The 16,812-nt window shown below is 65.1% G+C and carries 16 protein-coding genes and 1 tRNA gene; 5 read left to right on the forward strand and 12 right to left on the reverse strand.

What is annotated here, in order from left to right:
- Nucleotides 1-42 precede the first annotated feature (42 nt).
- The gene (locus VFG33_RS18060; RefSeq protein ID WP_325054057.1) at nucleotides 43-1,005 is read right to left on the reverse strand and encodes a hypothetical protein; all 963 of its coding nucleotides are present in this window, start codon (nucleotides 1,003-1,005) and stop codon (nucleotides 43-45) included.
- Complete coding sequence (locus VFG33_RS18065; protein ID WP_325054058.1) at nucleotides 992-1,576, reverse strand: hypothetical protein; 585 nt, start codon at nucleotides 1,574-1,576, stop codon at nucleotides 992-994. Before VFG33_RS18065 ends, VFG33_RS18060 begins: the two co-directional genes overlap by 14 nt.
- A gap of 59 nt (nucleotides 1,577-1,635) precedes the next feature.
- Between VFG33_RS18065 and VFG33_RS18070 the strand changes: the two genes are divergently transcribed.
- Nucleotides 1,636-1,700: transfer RNA gene (locus VFG33_RS18070), tRNA-Lys, on the forward strand.
- 192 nt (nucleotides 1,701-1,892) lie between these two features.
- Here VFG33_RS18070 and VFG33_RS18075 read toward each other — a convergent pair.
- From VFG33_RS18075 to VFG33_RS18095, 5 genes are all read right to left on the reverse strand, one after another.
- Entirely contained in the window at nucleotides 1,893-2,411 is a 519-nt protein-coding gene (locus tag VFG33_RS18075) for a hypothetical protein (RefSeq protein ID WP_325054060.1), read from the reverse strand.
- 180 nt (nucleotides 2,412-2,591) lie between these two features.
- Nucleotides 2,592-3,248, reverse strand: coding sequence for a hypothetical protein (locus VFG33_RS18080; RefSeq protein WP_325054061.1), 657 nt, complete (start codon nucleotides 3,246-3,248; stop codon nucleotides 2,592-2,594).
- Nucleotides 3,249-3,398: 150 nt separating this feature from the next.
- The gene (locus VFG33_RS18085) at nucleotides 3,399-4,112 is read right to left on the reverse strand and encodes a hypothetical protein (RefSeq protein ID WP_325054062.1); all 714 of its coding nucleotides are present in this window, start codon (nucleotides 4,110-4,112) and stop codon (nucleotides 3,399-3,401) included.
- 207 nt (nucleotides 4,113-4,319) lie between these two features.
- Nucleotides 4,320-5,216, reverse strand: a complete 897-nt coding sequence (locus VFG33_RS18090) for an alpha/beta hydrolase (protein WP_325054063.1) — start codon at nucleotides 5,214-5,216, stop codon at nucleotides 4,320-4,322.
- Between the two features lie 218 nt (nucleotides 5,217-5,434).
- Nucleotides 5,435-6,376, reverse strand: a complete 942-nt coding sequence (locus tag VFG33_RS18095; protein WP_325054064.1) for a LysR family transcriptional regulator — start codon at nucleotides 6,374-6,376, stop codon at nucleotides 5,435-5,437.
- Nucleotides 6,377-6,577: 201 nt separating this feature from the next.
- On the opposite strand from VFG33_RS18095, the gene VFG33_RS18100 reads away from it, so the two are divergent.
- Nucleotides 6,578-7,627 carry an NAD(P)-dependent alcohol dehydrogenase gene (locus tag VFG33_RS18100; protein WP_325054065.1) on the forward strand — a complete coding sequence of 350 codons (1,050 nt, stop codon included), beginning with the start codon at nucleotides 6,578-6,580 and terminating at the stop codon, nucleotides 7,625-7,627.
- A gap of 93 nt (nucleotides 7,628-7,720) precedes the next feature.
- On the opposite strand, the gene VFG33_RS18105 is transcribed toward VFG33_RS18100, so the two are convergent.
- The 3 genes from VFG33_RS18105 to VFG33_RS18115 form a co-directional block, all read right to left on the reverse strand.
- Complete coding sequence (locus VFG33_RS18105) at nucleotides 7,721-10,696, reverse strand: helix-turn-helix transcriptional regulator (protein ID WP_325054066.1); 2,976 nt, start codon at nucleotides 10,694-10,696, stop codon at nucleotides 7,721-7,723.
- 81 nt (nucleotides 10,697-10,777) lie between these two features.
- Nucleotides 10,778-11,107 carry a hypothetical protein gene (locus tag VFG33_RS18110; protein ID WP_325054067.1) on the reverse strand — a complete coding sequence of 110 codons (330 nt, stop codon included), beginning with the start codon at nucleotides 11,105-11,107 and terminating at the stop codon, nucleotides 10,778-10,780.
- A gap of 353 nt (nucleotides 11,108-11,460) precedes the next feature.
- Nucleotides 11,461-11,913, reverse strand: a complete 453-nt coding sequence (locus VFG33_RS18115) for a hypothetical protein (protein ID WP_325054068.1) — start codon at nucleotides 11,911-11,913, stop codon at nucleotides 11,461-11,463.
- Between the two features lie 99 nt (nucleotides 11,914-12,012).
- On the opposite strand from VFG33_RS18115, the gene VFG33_RS18120 reads away from it, so the two are divergent.
- Nucleotides 12,013-12,186, forward strand: coding sequence for a dihydrofolate reductase family protein (locus VFG33_RS18120; protein ID WP_325054069.1), 174 nt, complete (start codon nucleotides 12,013-12,015; stop codon nucleotides 12,184-12,186).
- Between the two features lie 141 nt (nucleotides 12,187-12,327).
- Nucleotides 12,328-13,014, forward strand: a complete 687-nt coding sequence (locus tag VFG33_RS18125) for a hypothetical protein (protein ID WP_325054070.1) — start codon at nucleotides 12,328-12,330, stop codon at nucleotides 13,012-13,014.
- Between the two features lie 2 nt (nucleotides 13,015-13,016).
- Here the strand turns inward: VFG33_RS18125 and VFG33_RS18130 are convergent, their stop codons facing one another.
- A complete protein-coding gene (locus VFG33_RS18130; protein ID WP_325054071.1) occupies nucleotides 13,017-14,582 on the reverse strand; it encodes a carboxylesterase/lipase family protein in 1,566 nt (521 codons plus the stop codon).
- 169 nt (nucleotides 14,583-14,751) lie between these two features.
- Complete coding sequence (locus VFG33_RS18135; protein WP_325054072.1) at nucleotides 14,752-15,267, reverse strand: hypothetical protein; 516 nt, start codon at nucleotides 15,265-15,267, stop codon at nucleotides 14,752-14,754.
- A 293-nt stretch (nucleotides 15,268-15,560) separates the two neighbouring features.
- On the opposite strand from VFG33_RS18135, the gene VFG33_RS18140 reads away from it, so the two are divergent.
- The coding region (locus VFG33_RS18140; protein ID WP_325054073.1) for a glycosyltransferase family 2 protein at nucleotides 15,561-16,812 on the forward strand (1,252 nt) is incomplete at its 3' end.

Consider the following 16,812-nt stretch of genomic DNA (forward strand, 5'->3'; position numbering starts at 1 on the left):
AGCAAGTCTTTCGGCGCACGTCTCCGCTGACCGACGACGGGCTTATGAGGCTCGGTCACCACTGTGTGTACGAGCAGGTGGCCTTTGCTGCCTGATCGGCGTCCACCGCCCTGCGGACCATGCCGACATGTAACGCTGCGCAAAGTCTCGGACGGCTGGCCAGTAGTCGTCGGGCAACACGAGCGTCGGACGATCTTCGATGTCCAGATTCTCGAGCGACCCGTCAAGTAGCCGCGCCACCTTGTGGGCCTCGACAATCAGCACCTCAACGGGCGCCACGCGGGCCTTTGCTTCCAGCCCAACCATCGCGGAAGTCATCTCGAAGAGAGACGCCCAGTCGGGGCAGGTTTCCGGGAGCGAACCGACGAACTCCTGAAGTTCCTTCCGCCGAGCAAGTGCGTAGTAGAAGCGATTTCCGACCTGATGTTTTTTGAGAACCCCAGCTGTCTCCAGCGAATCGCATTCGTCCGCGACGTTGCGTTTGACGTAGCCGATGTTCTCGGCGATCACGGCGACCGCGCCACGCCGGTTTCCTGACAGGAAGTACCGCAGTATCTCCGCACGCGCACCCAGTCCGAACACCGCACGTAGTCGCAGCCAGGCGCGCGATGGTTGCTCCATGGAACGCAGCGAAGAGCGGCCGGTGATCGTGTACTCGAGTTCGCGGGTCGCATGAGGCCAGCTTGCTTTCGAGTGCTTGTTCACCGTCGCCGCGAACTGGCCCCATCGGTCAAGCGAGTCGGCTGAATGATCCCGCAGGAGATTACGAAGGCGCACTCGTGACACGTACCGCCAGTAGTGAATACACCAGTCCAAGGCCTCGTCACGGAGTCGAGGATCGGCGTCGCCAAGCATGGCGGTGCGGAGGATGAGTGGCTCCGGATCGATGGCCCAACTTCTGTGCGTCCGCTGCCAGCCGGAGACGCCCAACTCGACCCATGCCCCCCAGACGAGGGCCAACTCGAGTTCGGCGAGCGAACTTGATGGCGTCCTAGAGACTGACATCTGGCGCCTCCACACCGAGTACGGTCAAGATTTTGACCAGCTCCCCACGGAAGCCCTCGGAATCGTCTTGAGTGCGAGTCCAGTGAGCCGCCGTTACAAGCTCGGTAGTCGTCGGCCTGAGTATGAGCAGGTCAGCGAGATGCTTACTTGTTCCGTAGCCGGACTGGTCGACTGCGGCGTAAAGCTTGAAACAGACCATGTCGAAACGACCGGCGACATGTACTTCCAGTGACCCGTATTCGCGGACCGACACTCGCTCTTCGAATCCCTTCGGCAATCCGAAGTCGAACAACGTAGCCGGCCCGTTGTTCAGCCAGGTGTCGGAGAGACCGAGCGCTGCCCCAACATCGCGAACAGCCTCAGCCAACGGCCCTGGGATCGATTCGGCCTTGGCATAGTGACCACCGCTCGCAAGGCCGATGACGTCCAGATCAGCAGTGGGACGTTCGATGAGCCCAAGGAGCAGCAGGCTACTGCCGCCCCCAACAAGAATGCGACTGGATGCGCCGCGGTCCTGCAGCACCGCACCAAGCATCCGGAGTGCTCTCTCCAGCTCTTCGCGACCGAACATACTGCGAGTGTAAACCACGCGTTTCGCGCGGACAACACGCGCGATACGAGCGGCTAAGCCGCTCACTTAGCAGAGCAGCGGACTTTTAATCCGCAGGTTGTGGGTTCGAGTCCCACGGGGCCCACCCAGCACATTCGGTCGCAGCTCCTTCGTCGCGGCTCAGCGTCCGCCCGGGTCATCCCTGTACGCGTAGACCCATGACATGACATCGCTCGAAGACAAGGCGGCCGCGAGTAGCAGCCCATCCAATTCGTCCAGCAGGACACGGCCGAGGTGGGGCGTGAGGTTGGCCTGAACAAGGCGCCAGCCCGGACTTCTACGAGCTCGAGTCGGCGGTTGAAGGACTGTCGCCTGTGCCGCCAGGCAGGTACTCACTTGGCCGGCGAATCGGCAACCGCTCCAGACGCTTGCTCGAACCGATGACGTGTTCCTTCGTGGCGTTGATGAAGGCGAGGCGAGCCCTCTCCATCAGGCCGGAGGCCGCGACCCATGCCGCCTCGTCATTGAGATCGCCCCGGTCGATTAAGTCACTGTGCCGCCAGAACAGCTCATCGACGTCGCCAGCAGCTCCGACAACCGTAGGGGCGGCGACCAGGCTGATGGCAGCCAGGGCTTCGTTCCATGGCACCCAATCCACTCGCTCCGCGTGTCTCCACTGCCGCCTCAGGGCGAGTTGCACGCGTGTCGATTCGACGACGATCGCTGCACAGGCGTCGATTTGCTTGCCTCTCGCCCATTGCCTTCTTTGGGCCCGACCTGTGAGCGCTGCGCCGAGTGTCACGCCAGCTAAGCCGGACGCGCTAGAAATCACGGCAAGCCACACCGGTGCCGTCATGGAGGTCCGCCTTCCTGTCGGGCGGCCATCCTCCCGTGTTGCCAACTCCCCCGGAAGGACCGGTGACCGGCGGTGATGCTCTCGCGGCGACGGCCTTGCAGTTGGCCGGGCCAATGGAAAGCGGCGCCCGGGCTTCCCTGGACGCCGCTTCCGTGCACTTCGAGGTGCGGAGCTATGGGCTCAGCTGTAGTCCTTCTCGACCAGGCTGTGGTTCGCGACGTGCTTGGTGCCGTTTGCCGAGTACTCAATAGTGAGCTGCGTCGTGAGTTCGACCCACTGGATCTCGGCAGAATTGTCGGACGTGCCGGTGACGGTGATCCCGCTCGTACGAGCGGTGATCCCGTTAGCGTTGGGGCCGCAAGTCGCGGTCTTGGCGACGGTCACGGTCAGGGTTTCGGTGCTGGAGGTGTAGGAAGCGCTCACTGATGGGTCGCCCTTGGAAACTGTGCCACTGATAGTCCACGACTCAGAGGACTTGACCCCGGTGATGTTGACCTTGATGGTCTGCTTCACGCAGAACTTGGAGTAGCCGCCGTTCTTCGTGATCTGGCTCTCGAACGCGTAAGGGTCACTCGGGTATCCGATGAGAGCCCTGCGGTTGTTGTCGTCACCGATGAAATCGTTCTGGGTGCAGAAGCGAACCCGTCCCGCGTGATAGACCCACGCGTTGCGGGCGCCTTCGCCCTCCCAGGGTCCGTCCTTCTCCAAGTAGCCGTCGGACCCCTTGTACCAGTCATCCCCGCAGCCGTCCGCCGCATAGGCGGCTTCCATCGGAACCAAGATCGTCGACGCCATCACAGCGGCAACGATCGCAAGTCGCTTAATACTTCTAAACATCGAGGCCCCTCCCCATAGAAGACAAATCACCGCAGTGTGGCACAACCGAGGCCACTCAACCCGTGCTCGCCTGGAGTGACTTCTGCAACACGGCCATGCCTAGACCGACTCAGGTGACGGGCTCGGCCCTGGGCTGATCGACAGTCGTCGTCATTGCGAGCCCATGGGTTTCCAGGCGGTGGCGATCTTGTCGGGGTCGGGCTGCTCCGCGGCCAGGGCCTGGTCGACGAAGGTGCGATCGGTGAGGTGCCGTTCCTGGACGAGTGCCCGCATCGTGCTCTCTATTGCCTCAAGCAACGGGATCATGCGGAACTTCCACAGGCCATCCTCGCGCCAGAAAGTGAAGGAGAATTGACTCTCCTTGCCGTCAAGCTTCATCAGCACGCTGGCAGTGTCACTCGAGACTTCCACTGCGCCAGTGGACATCCGGCGCACATTTCCGCCGGCGCTGAACTGATCATGCCGGACAGAGTCGATGACTATTTCGGTCGGTGACCAACGGCGGAGGTCCTCGGGTCGCACCCTCAAGCGCAGGAAGAGTACTGCAAGTTGATCGCTGACTCGCGCTCGCCGCAGATACGGCTCGGATGCCGTCAGGGCCAGCTTCTTCAGGGCCGCGAAGTACGCAATGCTGTCCGCCGACAGCAGAGCCGCCACGGCCTTCCCATCCTTCGCCAACAATGCCTCGCGGTCCGCAGCAAACGCCTGCGCCACAGCAGCCTTGTCGGTCTCCAGATCAACCGCCCCCGACACCGTTGTCCGCGGCAACGGCACCGGCTCGGCCTTCTTCTCCTGAGAACAACCAACGAGCGCAACGCATAACACGCCTACCGCAACCACGCTCCGCACCAGAACCCCAGACATCCAAGCCTCCCCAGTCATATCCCCGCCACCCCCATCGACGCCAGGGTCCCATGCCTCCTGTCAAACAGCCACTCAACGAGAACGCGATTCGGGGTGTTGTTTCCAGCGGTTCTTCGCCGGCCAGTTCTTCTCTCTGCTTCGGTGCATGACTCGCGGGTGCCCTGCGTTGCTTTCACGCAGGGCACCCGCTTCAAGTTGGGGTCGAGATCAGCGGACCGAATTGATGGCCGAGTGGATGACGGCGGTGACGGCGTCTGGGTGGGAGATCAGGGTCAGGTGGGATCCGCCGTGGAAGAGGGTGATGTGGGAGTGGGCGCGGCGGGCCATCGCCAGTTCCGAGGTCGGGGTGATGATCTGGTCACCCGTGCTGATGAAGTACCAGGACGGAATCGTCTTCCACGCCGCCACCTTGGACTTGGTGTCGAAGGCGACCGTTGACGCACCACGCTGCGAAGCCCAGAGCTGCTCGGCCTCTGCGCGCGGCAGGTCGTTGGCAAAGTTGTTCACGAAGATGTCTTCGTTCAGGTAGAGCTCGGACGCCCCCGCCGGGGCGTTCGGGTACGTCGTGGTCGTGAACAACTGGGTCTTCGACTTGGTCGCAAGAACGGAGTCGGCACCACTCAGCTGACCGTTGGTCTCTCCAGGGGCAGGTGCTGCAGCGTCGATGTAGACGAGAGCCTTGACGTTGGGCAGGCCGACGGCGGCGTTCGTGATCACCGCTCCGCCGTAGGAGTGGCCGACCAGCACGATCGGTCCGTGGATCGACTCGAGGAAGTCATGGACGTACTCAGCATCGGTGGTCAGGTTCTCGACCGGGTTGGCGATCGCTCGCACGGGGTAGCCCTCGCGCTGCAGCGACCGAACCTCGCCGCTCCAACTGGACGCGTCGGCCCAGGCCCCGTGGACCAGTACAACGGTCGGTTTGGGCTGATGAGCGGGCCGGTGAGTCGACACGGTCTGCACGGCGGCCGACTCCTTGGGCCCGTTTGCCGACGCCGGTCCGACGGCCAGTCCAAGAACAACGCCGGCGGCGACGACGATCGCCGCCGGAGCCCATACGCGGCGCTTCAGCTTCGCGGCGACAGACTTCCCTGATCCACTCATGATGATCCCATCTCACAGAATGCTCTGATCGAAGCTTCGGCCCGAGCTCTGCCATGAAGGGGTGGCCGGTCGCTTCAGTTGACAACTTCGAGACTCCCGTCGGCGGGACCACCGATCCAATCCCCGCCGCGCCGATTCATGCACTCACGCATCGGGCATATTCCGACGGCTGCCGAGCGTTGGCGGCATCCGACCCTGTAGACGCGATGGCCGGCTGCTCAGCCGTCGACTAGATCAGACCACCCAGGATGCCGCTCGCAGAGCAGTTCGATGTGCTGGCGGAAGGCAAGGGCGGTCGGCGACAGGCGTCGGCGTTTGTTCCAGGCCAGGCCCACGTCACGGATGGCGTGTGGGGATGTGATGGCGATCGTGCGGACCCGAGGGCTGACGCTGGTGTCCAAGGGCAGGACGGCGATGCCGAAGCCGCTACCGACGTAGTCGCGTACGGTGCGGGCGTTGTCAGCCACCATGACGATCTTGGGCGCGAAGTCTGCTTCGGCGTAGAGGGCATCGGTGTTGCGGTGGAAGCGCTGGTCGAGGGAGATGAACTCCTCATCCTCGAGTTCGGACAGATGCACCTCCCGTCGTTCGGTCAGTCGATGGCGGACCGGCACGACGAGCACGAGAGCTTGCCGTCCCATATGCAGCCAGCCGAAGTCCGCGTCCGGTCGCGGAGCGATCAGTGCCATGTCGAGTTGGCCCGCAGTGAGGTCGTCGAGCAGTTCGTCGGTGGGCGCCTGCTTGTGCAGGAACTGCAGGTCGCTGTACTGCGCTCGGAAGGAGGAAACTGCCTCCTCGGCGATCGTTGCACCGAAAGAACCCTGGACGCCTAGCGCCAGCGTCGGAATGCTGGAATCCGCTGCGCTCTCAGCGGCGTCATTCAGCAGCGCCAAGGCCTCCGCGGCTGCCAGGCAAAGCCGGCGCCCCTCCGGTGTCAGAACTATCTGACGGCCTGGCCGCTCGAAGAGGCGGGTCCCGAGCGCTGTTTCCCACCGCGCGAGCGCCCTACTGAGGGTCGGCTGGCTCATGCCCGCGGACTCGGCGGCACGGGTGATGTTGGCGTCCCGCCCCAGCGCCGCGAGAGCAACCAACGACGGCGCCAGGGCCGCCACTCCGGTACCGGCACCGCCCGCGCGCGGCGGCTCCACCGATTCATCCATGCATAAATCGTACGAGCACCCTGATCACGCCTGGCGCAGTCGCGCCTGCAAGAGCTAGCCGATTGAGTGATGTGGAGCCACCGCCGACTCGATCAGCATGGGACAGACAGAGCGTATTCGCACTCACAGCAAGGACACGCGGGCGCCGACCGTCCGTGACTCCTGCGTAGCTCGTCGTAGTGCCTTTTCTCGGAGGGTTTCATGAGCACCACAACACATGCCATCGCCGCCGCGGCCCCGGGCGGCCCGCTCGCCCCGGCGACCATCGAGCGCCGCGACCTGCGCCCGGGCGACGTACTGATCGACGTCGCCTACGTTGGCATCTGTCACAGCGACATCCACCAGGTCAACCAGGAGTGGGGCACCGCGATCTTCCCGATGGTGCCCGGCCACGAGATCGCCGGTGTCGTCGCCGCCGTCGGCGCGGACGTCACGAAGTACCAGGTCGGCGACCGGGTCGGCGTCGGCTGCATGGTCGACTCGTGCGGCGAGTGCGAGTACTGCCTGGCCGGGACCGAGCAGTTCTGTGTCAAGGGCGCCGTCCTGACCTACAACGCTGTCGGCTACGACGGCGAGCCCACGTACGGCGGCTACAGCCGCCAGATCGTCGTGAAAGACGCCTTCGTCTGCCGGATCCCCGAAGGCATCGGGCTGGACGTTGCCGCTCCGTTGCTCTGCGCCGGCATCACCACCTACTCGCCACTGCGCCAGTGGGGCACCGGACCGGGCAAGAAGGTCGCCGTCGTCGGCCTCGGCGGGCTGGGCCACCTCGCGGTCAAGCTCGCGGTGGCGATGGGCGCTGAGGTCACGGTACTGAGCCAGAGCCTGAAGAAGCAGGAGGACGGCCTACGTCTCGGCGCGAAGAGCTACTTCGCGACCGGCGATCCGTCGACGTTCGACCTGCTCGAGCACCGCTTCGACCTGATCCTCAACACCGTTTCGTCGGACCTGCCGATCGACTCGTACCTCAGCCTGCTGCGAGTCGGCGGAGCAATGGTGAACGTCGGCGCGCCGCCGAATCCTCAGTCCTACAACGTCTTCTCGCTGATCGCCGGGAACAACGTGCTCGCCGGCTCTTCGATCGGCGGCATCGCCGAAACCCAAGAACTGCTGGACTTCTGCGCTCAGCACGGCCTCGGTGCGGAGATCGAGAAGATCTCGGCCGACCAGATCAACCCAGCGTACGAGCGCGTCGCGAACAGCGACGTACGCTACCGGTTCGTCATCGACGCCTCCACCATCGGAGCCTGATTCCTCGTGAATGGCACGCTGTCCTAAACCTGCTCCACTGTCTGATGGCCAGGCGAGAGCTCTGCGTGATGGTCCGAGTTGTCTGCGCTGATCTCAGTGGTGCACGCCGAGCCTGAGCGCTAGGGCGGAAACCTCACCTCGCGAGGATGTCCCCGTTTTGCGGAGCAGGTTCGACACGTGTGCGCTGACCGTTTTCTCGCTGATGAACAGTGCGCCGGCAATCTCTGCGTACGTTCGGCCGGCGATCAGAGAGGTGAGCACCTCCTGCTCTCGCTTTGTCAGAGATCGGAAGGGCAGCGGGGCCTGATCGTGCGACGGAGCTGCCGGTTCTTCGAGCGGGATCTTGCCGCAGAGTGTGGCCAGCGCCTCCGTTTGGCTCTGCAGTGGGATCGCACCGACCTCGACTGCGAACCTGTGCGCCGACCTCAGCGGCATGGCGATTGCCGTCCGCCTAGCTCCCTCCTCGAGCAGGGCTTGGGCCCACCGCCAGGACGACACAGCCTCCTCCCACCGCATTCCTGCGGCAGCACACATGTGTACGGCGTTCTCCCAGGCGGCAGAGGTGGGCTTCCCCGCTTTCAAGCGCGCACGCTCAGCAACGTATAGCGCTTTCATCGCTGGCTGGATCGGGTCATCCGGCACCGTGACCGCGAAGGGGGACGGCAGTAGAGGTTCACGCAACGCCACAAGCTCATCGAGCGCCGTCTGAGCCTTCTTGCCGAGCGCGCTGTCGCGGCTGTCCCGCGCCGAAACCGCCAGGTCGGCGGCCGCGCGGGCCCCCCACATCAGCATCTCGTCGGCGATCTGCGGATCGGCGAACTGAGCGGTCAGCGTTCGCGAGAGCATCGCGAGTGCTTCCTCGGGCCGTCCTCTGGCAAGCAAGTACTCCGCGACCACCGGCGGCGCCTCCATTCCGGGTCGCTCCGCGTACGCCGGTATGAGTTCCTGCGTCCGCTGCAAGTGCATGCTCGCGGTCTCCAGGTGCCCTTGCCTTACTGCGAGCCGGGCGGCCTGTAGTCGAACGTGCGCTCTGGCGTTAGGCAGGCAGGCCAAGGACAGACCTGTCCGGATGACGTCGGCGCTATCTGACAGGCGGCCGAACATGAGGAGACCACCAGCCACGGCGCCGCCAAGCGCGGCTGCTGGTGACGACGCTCCGGCATCAAGTGCCTCGTTGAATCCTGCTGCCGCGACCTCGATGCACTCGGCTACCCGACCACGCTCGAGCAGGAAATTCATCCTCGCGACGCAACTCCACGAGATCTGCTCCGGATCTCCACTCAGGCGTGCAAAGCGCATGGACTCCGTCGTGTCAAACTCGGACCGCTCATCCCGCTGGTAGGCAAATCCGCGGGCTTGGTAAGCCGCGGAAAGAGCCTCACAAGACCCTGACCGATGAGCCGCCAGAACTGCTTCCTCGGCATTCTCACGCGCAGCATCGAGCGCGTTGCTCCAGGCTTGAGACTGGCTGAGGAAGGCCAGAGCCTCGGCGTACTGCTGACTCTCAGGAAACACTCGGCACAACTCCACAGCGTGCTGGGCTTCCGCGATCGGCTCGGTCTTGAGCCTGCCGGTCGTCCAAGCCGACTCAGACCATCGGAGCAGGATCCGGCTCGCGCGAAGCGGCTCCGCCCGCTCGTCAATGAGTGCGAGTGCTCGGCTCCACGCCGCGAAACTCGCCTCGCCGTCTCCGACCAACTCGTTGGCCCGCGCTGCCCGCTCCAGGAGATCCACTTCGTTGCTCAGTACGTCGGCGTCGCCGCGATGAACCTCCGGCCATAGGCGCGCCGCGCGACGAAGATGGGCCGCCTCCTCACGAGGTGCCGTGATCTGCCTGGCCAGATCGGCTGCCCGCAGCGACGCATCCAGGCATGCCTCTAGATCCTGTGCACCCTCGTAGTGCTGAGCCAGATCGCCTACGCGGCGTACCTCATCAAGGCCGGCGGCGGAACGGGCCTCGAGCGTTTTCGCCCAGGCAGTATGAACGGGACCAGCCTCACCCGGCACATAACTCGCGGACAGCACCTCTGCGAGCAGCGGATGCCGGAACCAGCACAGGTCAGGATCCTGCGCCACGAAGATGCCAGCCTTCGCTGCCTCGGCCAGGGATGCGCTCAACCGCTCCGGACCGATCGCGCGCGCTCCGGTGACCTCCCTCAGGTCATCGACTGGCACCGGCCGTCCAGCCACCGCAAGCACCCGCATCACCTCGCGCGTAGGAGCCGAGAGCCGGTGCCAGGCAGCAAGCAGCGCGCCCGTCAACTCCTCAGGCAGTTCAGCAGGCAACTCGGCATCGGCGAGTGTCACCCCGTGGACAAGCAGCTCGCTGAGGTAGGGGTTGCCGCCAGATCGCCGCGCCACGTCGTCCACCAGTTGATGATGCGGGTCACCGCCTAACAGCATCGCGAGCTGCCGTTCGGTCTGGTCACGGGTCAACCTGTCCAGCCGAATATCGGTGACCGACGGCAGCCGCCTAAGATCTGCCAGCCAGCTGTGCATCGGATCGCCCTCGCCGAGCTCCTCATCCCGATAAGTGGTGAACACCGTCAGCCGCTGGCTCCGAAACCCGGCGACTAGGTAGGCGAGCGCATCGCGCGATGCCATGTCGGCCCACTGCACGTCATCGACGACCAGCACGGTTGGACGATGCGAAGCGATCGCCATCACCAGCCCATCCACCACGGGCAGCAGCCGGACGGCGCGGGCGGAGGTGTGGTTGCCCAGCGAGGGCAAGAGCGCGCCAGCGGCGGGGACCAACTCAAGTACATCAGAAAGCTCGGCGGGTTCGGCTGACTCGACCCAGCCCTCCAGCGCACCGATCAGCGGACCGTAGGGCGCATCCACCGCCCCGAACCGAACGCATCGACCCCACACAATCGCCACGCCCCTCAGAGCCGCCTCGTCGCAAACGGTTCTGACCAGGCGGGTCTTGCCCACGCCCGCCTCGCCGTGCACGAACACCGCACCCGGCCGACCTTCAACAGCTCCCCGGATCGCCGCTCCCAGAATCCCTCGTTCTACGATCCGGCCGACGATGCCGGGCGAGCGCGCGATCGTCGCCCCTCCCACGACGCCCAGTGTGCGCCCACCATCGCCAGACTGTCAGCACGGCGGTTCCAGATATCGTGCTGGGACCATCGGGCAACCGGACTAGGTGGCAGGCACGTGGCGACGTCGATAGAGCCACATCGCACCAACCGCGAGTGCAGCGCCTCCGATCGCAGAAGCGCCAGCCTGCAGAACCTCGACCCCGTTGTCGTCCGATGTGACGCCGACACTGGCTGTCTCGACGCGGGGCACCTCGTACTTCGGGTCGTAGTTTGGGTAGTTGTACTCGGTGAATGGCCGATCGTGGGGGGCGACCGTGGTCGGCTCTTGGCCCTCGTCCGGAACCCTTGCTGCTGCGTCGGGCGCGGTCAGCCCGAGGGCGCTCAACGCGAGTGCGGATGCGGCAATGGCTGAATTCCTGCTGCGCTTCATGATTCCTCCACAGTGTCTCGCGCGGCCGGACTGCCGCTTGCTTCACTGTCGACCCGGTCGCTGCGCGGATACATCGGGCGCAGCTCCTTAGAGGTGGCCCTCAGCTCCTTAGATTTCGCAGCCCGGCTGTGCGTTCGGACAGCGCGATGGCAACAGCGCCGCTGACGGCCCAGGGGGTGGCAGAGTGTTCGGATGTTCGACGGACTCACCGATGCCCTCGGACCTTTGGAACCGCGCAGGTGATCGAAGGCATCGGAGTCACGCACTTGATCTACCAGCTCTCCTGATCTGCCGGCCGGCATGAGGCGTTCCACACCGACCGGCCGGTTCACGGTAGACCTCGAGGGACCGCCCTAGTCCCTGATGTCGTTCCATTGCTTGCCGCACTTCCGAAGTTCGACCTCGTGGTCCCAGCAGACCTGGGTCCTGATCCGGTCGATGCCACCGGGCAGATCCGCCTTGCCGATGTAGAAGCCGATTGGCCGCTTGCCCTTCTCGCCTCGCGTCCGCGTCGTTCCGTCGATCTTGGTCGGGCCGGCGAACGCGTCGAAGTACGCGATGATCCAACCATTGTCGGAGGGGTTGACCACTTCGCCGGACACGTACGCCGTCCGTTGCCCCCACGCGATATTGCCCTCGACATAGGCGTCGCAGGCTTTGTCGAGGCAGACCTTGAAGTGGTCAGGGGCAAACTGGGTCCCCGCTGAGGCGGGCGCCTGGCCGAAGCTCACCAGGGCGACGACAGCAACGGCTGCAACCGCTGTAACTCTCCGGACGGCGCCGATCATTGGTCTCGCTTTCGTCATTCCATCTCCTTGGACTCACAAACTGAGGCAAGTCAAGGGGAAGACTGTTACCCAGCGCCTACCACGCCGGCTTCAGCAGCCTGAGTGCGGCCTGAGTGGATGGAACCCTTCGCCCAGGCGATCATCGCGGCCAAGAAGTACGTCGTGTCGAGCACCCTGGAGCAGGTCGACTGGAACGCGGAACTCGTGCGCGGAGACCTGGGCAAGGCCGTTCAGCAACTCAAGCAGGAGCCGGGCAAGGGATTGGCGATGCGGTACGAGCCGAGAAGGTAGGCGCAGGGCTTGCATACCGCACGGTCAGGTTGGTGGGTAAACGCCCAGCGTCGTGAGATCCTCAGGCGGCTCACGATCGTGAGTACGGTTCGCGACGGCCCGGACCTCTGGCCCGGTCGCGTCTGAGGTCCTGGAGTTGCCATGCGTTTGTTGCCTCTACTTGCCGCAGTCGGTCTGGTCACCGGTGGAGTGGTCACCGCTGCTCCGGCTGCTGCCGCTCCGACTGCCGCCGCGGCCGACACCTGCAGCATGTATGTCGCGAGCCGGTTCTCGATTGGCCAGCCCTACCGCTACATCACCATCCCTCAGGGCCCCAACTGTGCCGCAGCACGTGTTGACATGGCCTTCTGGTTTGCCTACCACCCGTCCGCGGGCGACGCCTGGCTCGGCGCCGCCTACATGGACTCAGCCCGTTCGACAAAGATCACCCTGGTCGACACCATGCCGATCGGGCGCTGGACGTGGCGTCCGGGCGGTGCCTCCAGGGGGACAACGAGCATCTATCAGTACACGACCTACACCGACGTGCGGCTGGCGACGTACGGGCGGGTGACTGCGACCCGATCGGGCGCGAAGGTGAATATCAAGACGACAGCGAAGCGGTACTGGCAGAGTGGCCACAAGTACATCGGCTGGTCCGGTGCTCGCGGTCAGATTCAGTACCGCGCTAAGGGCACGGCCACCTGGCGCCCGCTGAAGGAGGTCTACTCCAACAGCACTGGTGCGTACAGCTACACCTACACAACCAGCGCTGTGCGCGACTACCGCGTGGTCCTTCCGACCATCTCGGTGATGTGGGGATCGACCAGCCCGATCGTGCGCAAGTAGTCCTAGGGCTGGCTGAGTAGGGGCAGAGCGGAGAAGGTATGGCTTTGCCAGAGCTGGCGGGACAGGTCTTCTGGATAGGTGGCCACGGTCGGTTGGGTGTCGAAGAGTTGGGTTCGGCGTTGGGTGGGGTTGTACGCGGGCCAGCCGGGGTTGCCGTGGGTGGCGAAGGAGGTCCAGGCGGTGCGCATCAAGCTGGACATTGCCTCTGCTTCGGGGGCCCCGTCGAGCAGCATGGCGGGTAGGCCGGCGGTCAGGTTGCCGAAGATGAGCGGTACGTCGAGGCCGTGGCAGGCGCCGATCGCACCGTCCATGGCCGGGGCGGGCCAGGTCAGCTCGTAGAGGTAGGCGCGGCCGCCGGCTGCTAGCTGCGCGTCGGCGAGGTGGAGCGTCGGCATGCGGAACAGCCAGTCCGAGTTGACGAGTTCGTGGAGCTCGTCCGGGTCGGCGGTCGGGAATGCTTCGTAGTACCGGCGTGCGCCGTCGGGGCCTGGGGCGAGGGCGGTCAGAGCGGCTGCCGCCTGCGAAGACGTGACCGAGCCGAGGTTGCCGTCGAGCATGTTGAACAGGCGCTGCTCGTCGCGGGTATGGCCGATGAGGAGTTCGAGATCGCGGCCGGCGCCGTCGGCCAGGGCCTGCCACGGGGTGACGGGCAGGACGTCACCATCGACGACAGGCGCGAACAGGATCGATCTGTACGCGGCCTGGCCCCAGCGTTCCACCCACTGGCCGATCTTGTCGGTGACCGCGTCACCGGCGACGGATAGGAGGGAGGGGGCCACGGTGGACAGGTCGTCCACGGTTGGTCGCAGCCCTAGCTCGGAAGCGCAGGCGGTGGCGATGTCGGCGGCGAGTGCCGGCGAGAAGAACGTGCCTGGGGCGCTCCCTACGATGGCTCGCTGGAAGAGCCCGGCTGCACGCGGCATCGCCAGCAGGGCGGCGATCGAGCCACCACCCGCTGACTGGCCGAAGACCGTGACCCGACCGGGGTCGCCACCGAAGGCGCTGATGTTGTCGCGTACCCACTCCAGCGCGGCGACCTGGTCGAGCAGTCCGCGGTTGGCGGGCGCTCCCTCGAGTTGCGCGAAGCCCTCGATGCCGACCCGGTAGTTGAACGTCACGACGACGACATCACCGTCCCGCGCGAGGCGGCTGCCGTCGTACTCCGGGAGGCTGGACATGCCGATCCCGTAGGCGCCGCCTTGGATCCACACCATGACCGGCAGCCCCGCGGCCGGTTCCAACTCGGGCGACCAGACATTGATCGTCAGCCAGTCATCTCCAGCCGCCTGCGACAACTTGTCCATGCCGAAGGCGCCGGCCTGCGGAGGCGGCGGACCGTACGAAACCGCATCCCGCACCCCGTCCCAGCCCTGCACCGGTTGCGGTGCGGCAAAACGGAGTACGCCGACGGGCGCCTCGGCGTACGGGATGCCACGGAAGACGGCCACGCCCGCCTCGCTAGTGCCGCGCAGCGTCCCGGCCGCCACTCGGATTTCAGGCTGGTCCCCGTACGGCGCAGCAACGGTCATCCCGAACTCCCCCTCAAGCCAGACAACACGCTTCAGCATCCCCGCCACCGAAGGGAGTGACCACCGGTTTTCCGAGGCTTATCAACGCCTGCGCTAGCGTGGTGGGCTGACGCTAAGGGTGTGTACACTTGCATCAGCCCAGGGCAATAGTCCTCGGGAAGTGGGCCCGGCAGTCATCCGGACGGTTGGCGAGCCGGGTTTCGCGCGTTCAGACCCTGATCAGCGTGGAGTACGGCGCGACCTGGTCGCGCCGATCGCCACCCTTGACCCATGACCACGCGACTGCGTCGGGGATCCAGAGCAGCGGATCTGCGTGAGGGGCAAGCAGTTCATAGTGCAAGGTGTCGGAACAGCCGTGCTGATGGGCTGCGCTGAACAGCACCTGCCTGTCGTAAGTCATCGTGGTTTCGTCGCGTTCGACCACTAGCCGCTCGGCTGAGGCCGCGATGTCGCGCACGACAGCGGTCAGGCATGCCCTACGCCCGACCGCGTCGTCTTTCCCGGCCTGGTAGAGCCGGACCGTCAGATCGAATCCGGCGATGACCGCCAGGATCTTGCGGCGTCGCGCCGGCGACTCCTTGGTGAAGTGGATGCGCCGCTCCCGAGGCATTAGCAAGCCGGCCATGGTGCGGCGATTGGCATTTACATCGACGGCGAGGCACACAGCAGCCGCGACGAGCAGCCCCTTGGCTTTGCTCTCGTCGACGAACACGTGAGCTGGCATGAAGAGCACTGTAGGCGGCTAGGCCGACACCTAGAGTTCGCTTTCCACAGGCCATCTGCACGTCCTCTCGCTACGGTCGGCCAACGATCTTCTGGATCGTGGATGGACTTGCTCAACCACCTGAAATTCCAGCTAGTTGGTAGGTGGGGTGGGTGCTGTCTGGTTGGGGGGACGGGGGCTGGCGGTCATGATCTGGGGGCCTGTCGCGGCCAAGCTGGGAGGGCCCGGAGCGAGCTGGCCAACGCCGGAACACTGCCTCCAGTGGCGAACCGTGGTGGAGGAGGGCTCGTCACATGCTTGCTGCGTTGCTGCTGGCGGGGCTTTTCATTGCGCCGATCAGTTCGCTTGCGATGTTCGTATCGCTGCCCACGCGATGGCCTGTCGCCACCGCCTGGGCGTACTCCCGTCGCCTGGTCTCGGCGCTCATTTTCACCGTCGCGCTCACGGCGGTCAGCTACGCCCTGTCCGTACTGGTCGGCACGACACCGCATCGCGCGCTGATCGCCTCCATCGTCGTGATCGCGTTCAGCCTCGCGCTACTACCCGTCACCCGGCGCTGGAACGGCCGGGCGCACGTGTGCTGGGCCGCGTCGACCTACCTGTACGTCGCGTACCTGGTCTTCATCATCCACTGGACTTTCGTGAGCCACCTCGGTGTCGTCAACACGATCGGCGGGGTCATCCTGTGGTTGCTCGAAGTCCTGGCAGGTCTGTTCGCGGGTGCCTATCTGTGGGAGCTGTGCGACGCACTCGGTACGCAGTACTGGCGTCGGCGGGTGATCGAGAAGGGCGGGCCGGTGCCGCACGGGGACTACCGGCCGTTCGTCAGTCTGCATATCCCCGCACACAACGAGCCGCCGGACATGGTCATCCAGACCCTGGCCGCGTTGCGCCGGCTGAACTACCCGAACTACGAGATCGTTGCCATTGACGACAACACCGACGATCCCGAGCTCTGGCGCCCGGTCGAGCGGTGGTGCGCGGCCCACCACGTCAAGTTCGTGCACCTCGAGGACTGGCCCGGCTACAAGTCCGGCGCACTCAACTACGCGCTCCAGAACCTCACCGATCCGCGCGCCGAGCTCATCGCGGTCGTCGACTCCGACTACCAGATCCAGCCGAACTTCCTGGCCGACTGCGCCCCGCTGTTCGCCGACCAGGGGCTCGGGTTCGTCCAAGCACCACAGGACTATCGCGGTTGGCGGCAGTCCAGGTACTACCGGCGGCTGTACTACTCCTACCGGTACTTCTTCGCCGTCTCGCAGCCGTCGCGCAACGAGCGGGACGCCGCGATCTTCGCCGGCACCATGGGCATCATCCGCAGGCAGGCGATCGAGGACCTGGGCGGATGGGACCAGTGGTGCATCACCGAGGACGCCGAGCTCTCGCTACGCATGCTGCGAGCCGGCTGGACGGGCTTGCATGTCGACAGGTCGTACGGCCAGGGCATCATGCCGTTGACGTTCGAGGCGCTGAAGAGCCAGCGCTATCGCTGGTGCTTCGGCGGCATCCAGATCCTCAGGATGCACTGGCGCTCCCTGTTGC

The sequence above is a fragment of the Kribbella sp. genome, from assembly GCF_035687465.1.
Taxonomy (GTDB): domain Bacteria; phylum Actinomycetota; class Actinomycetes; order Propionibacteriales; family Kribbellaceae; genus Kribbella.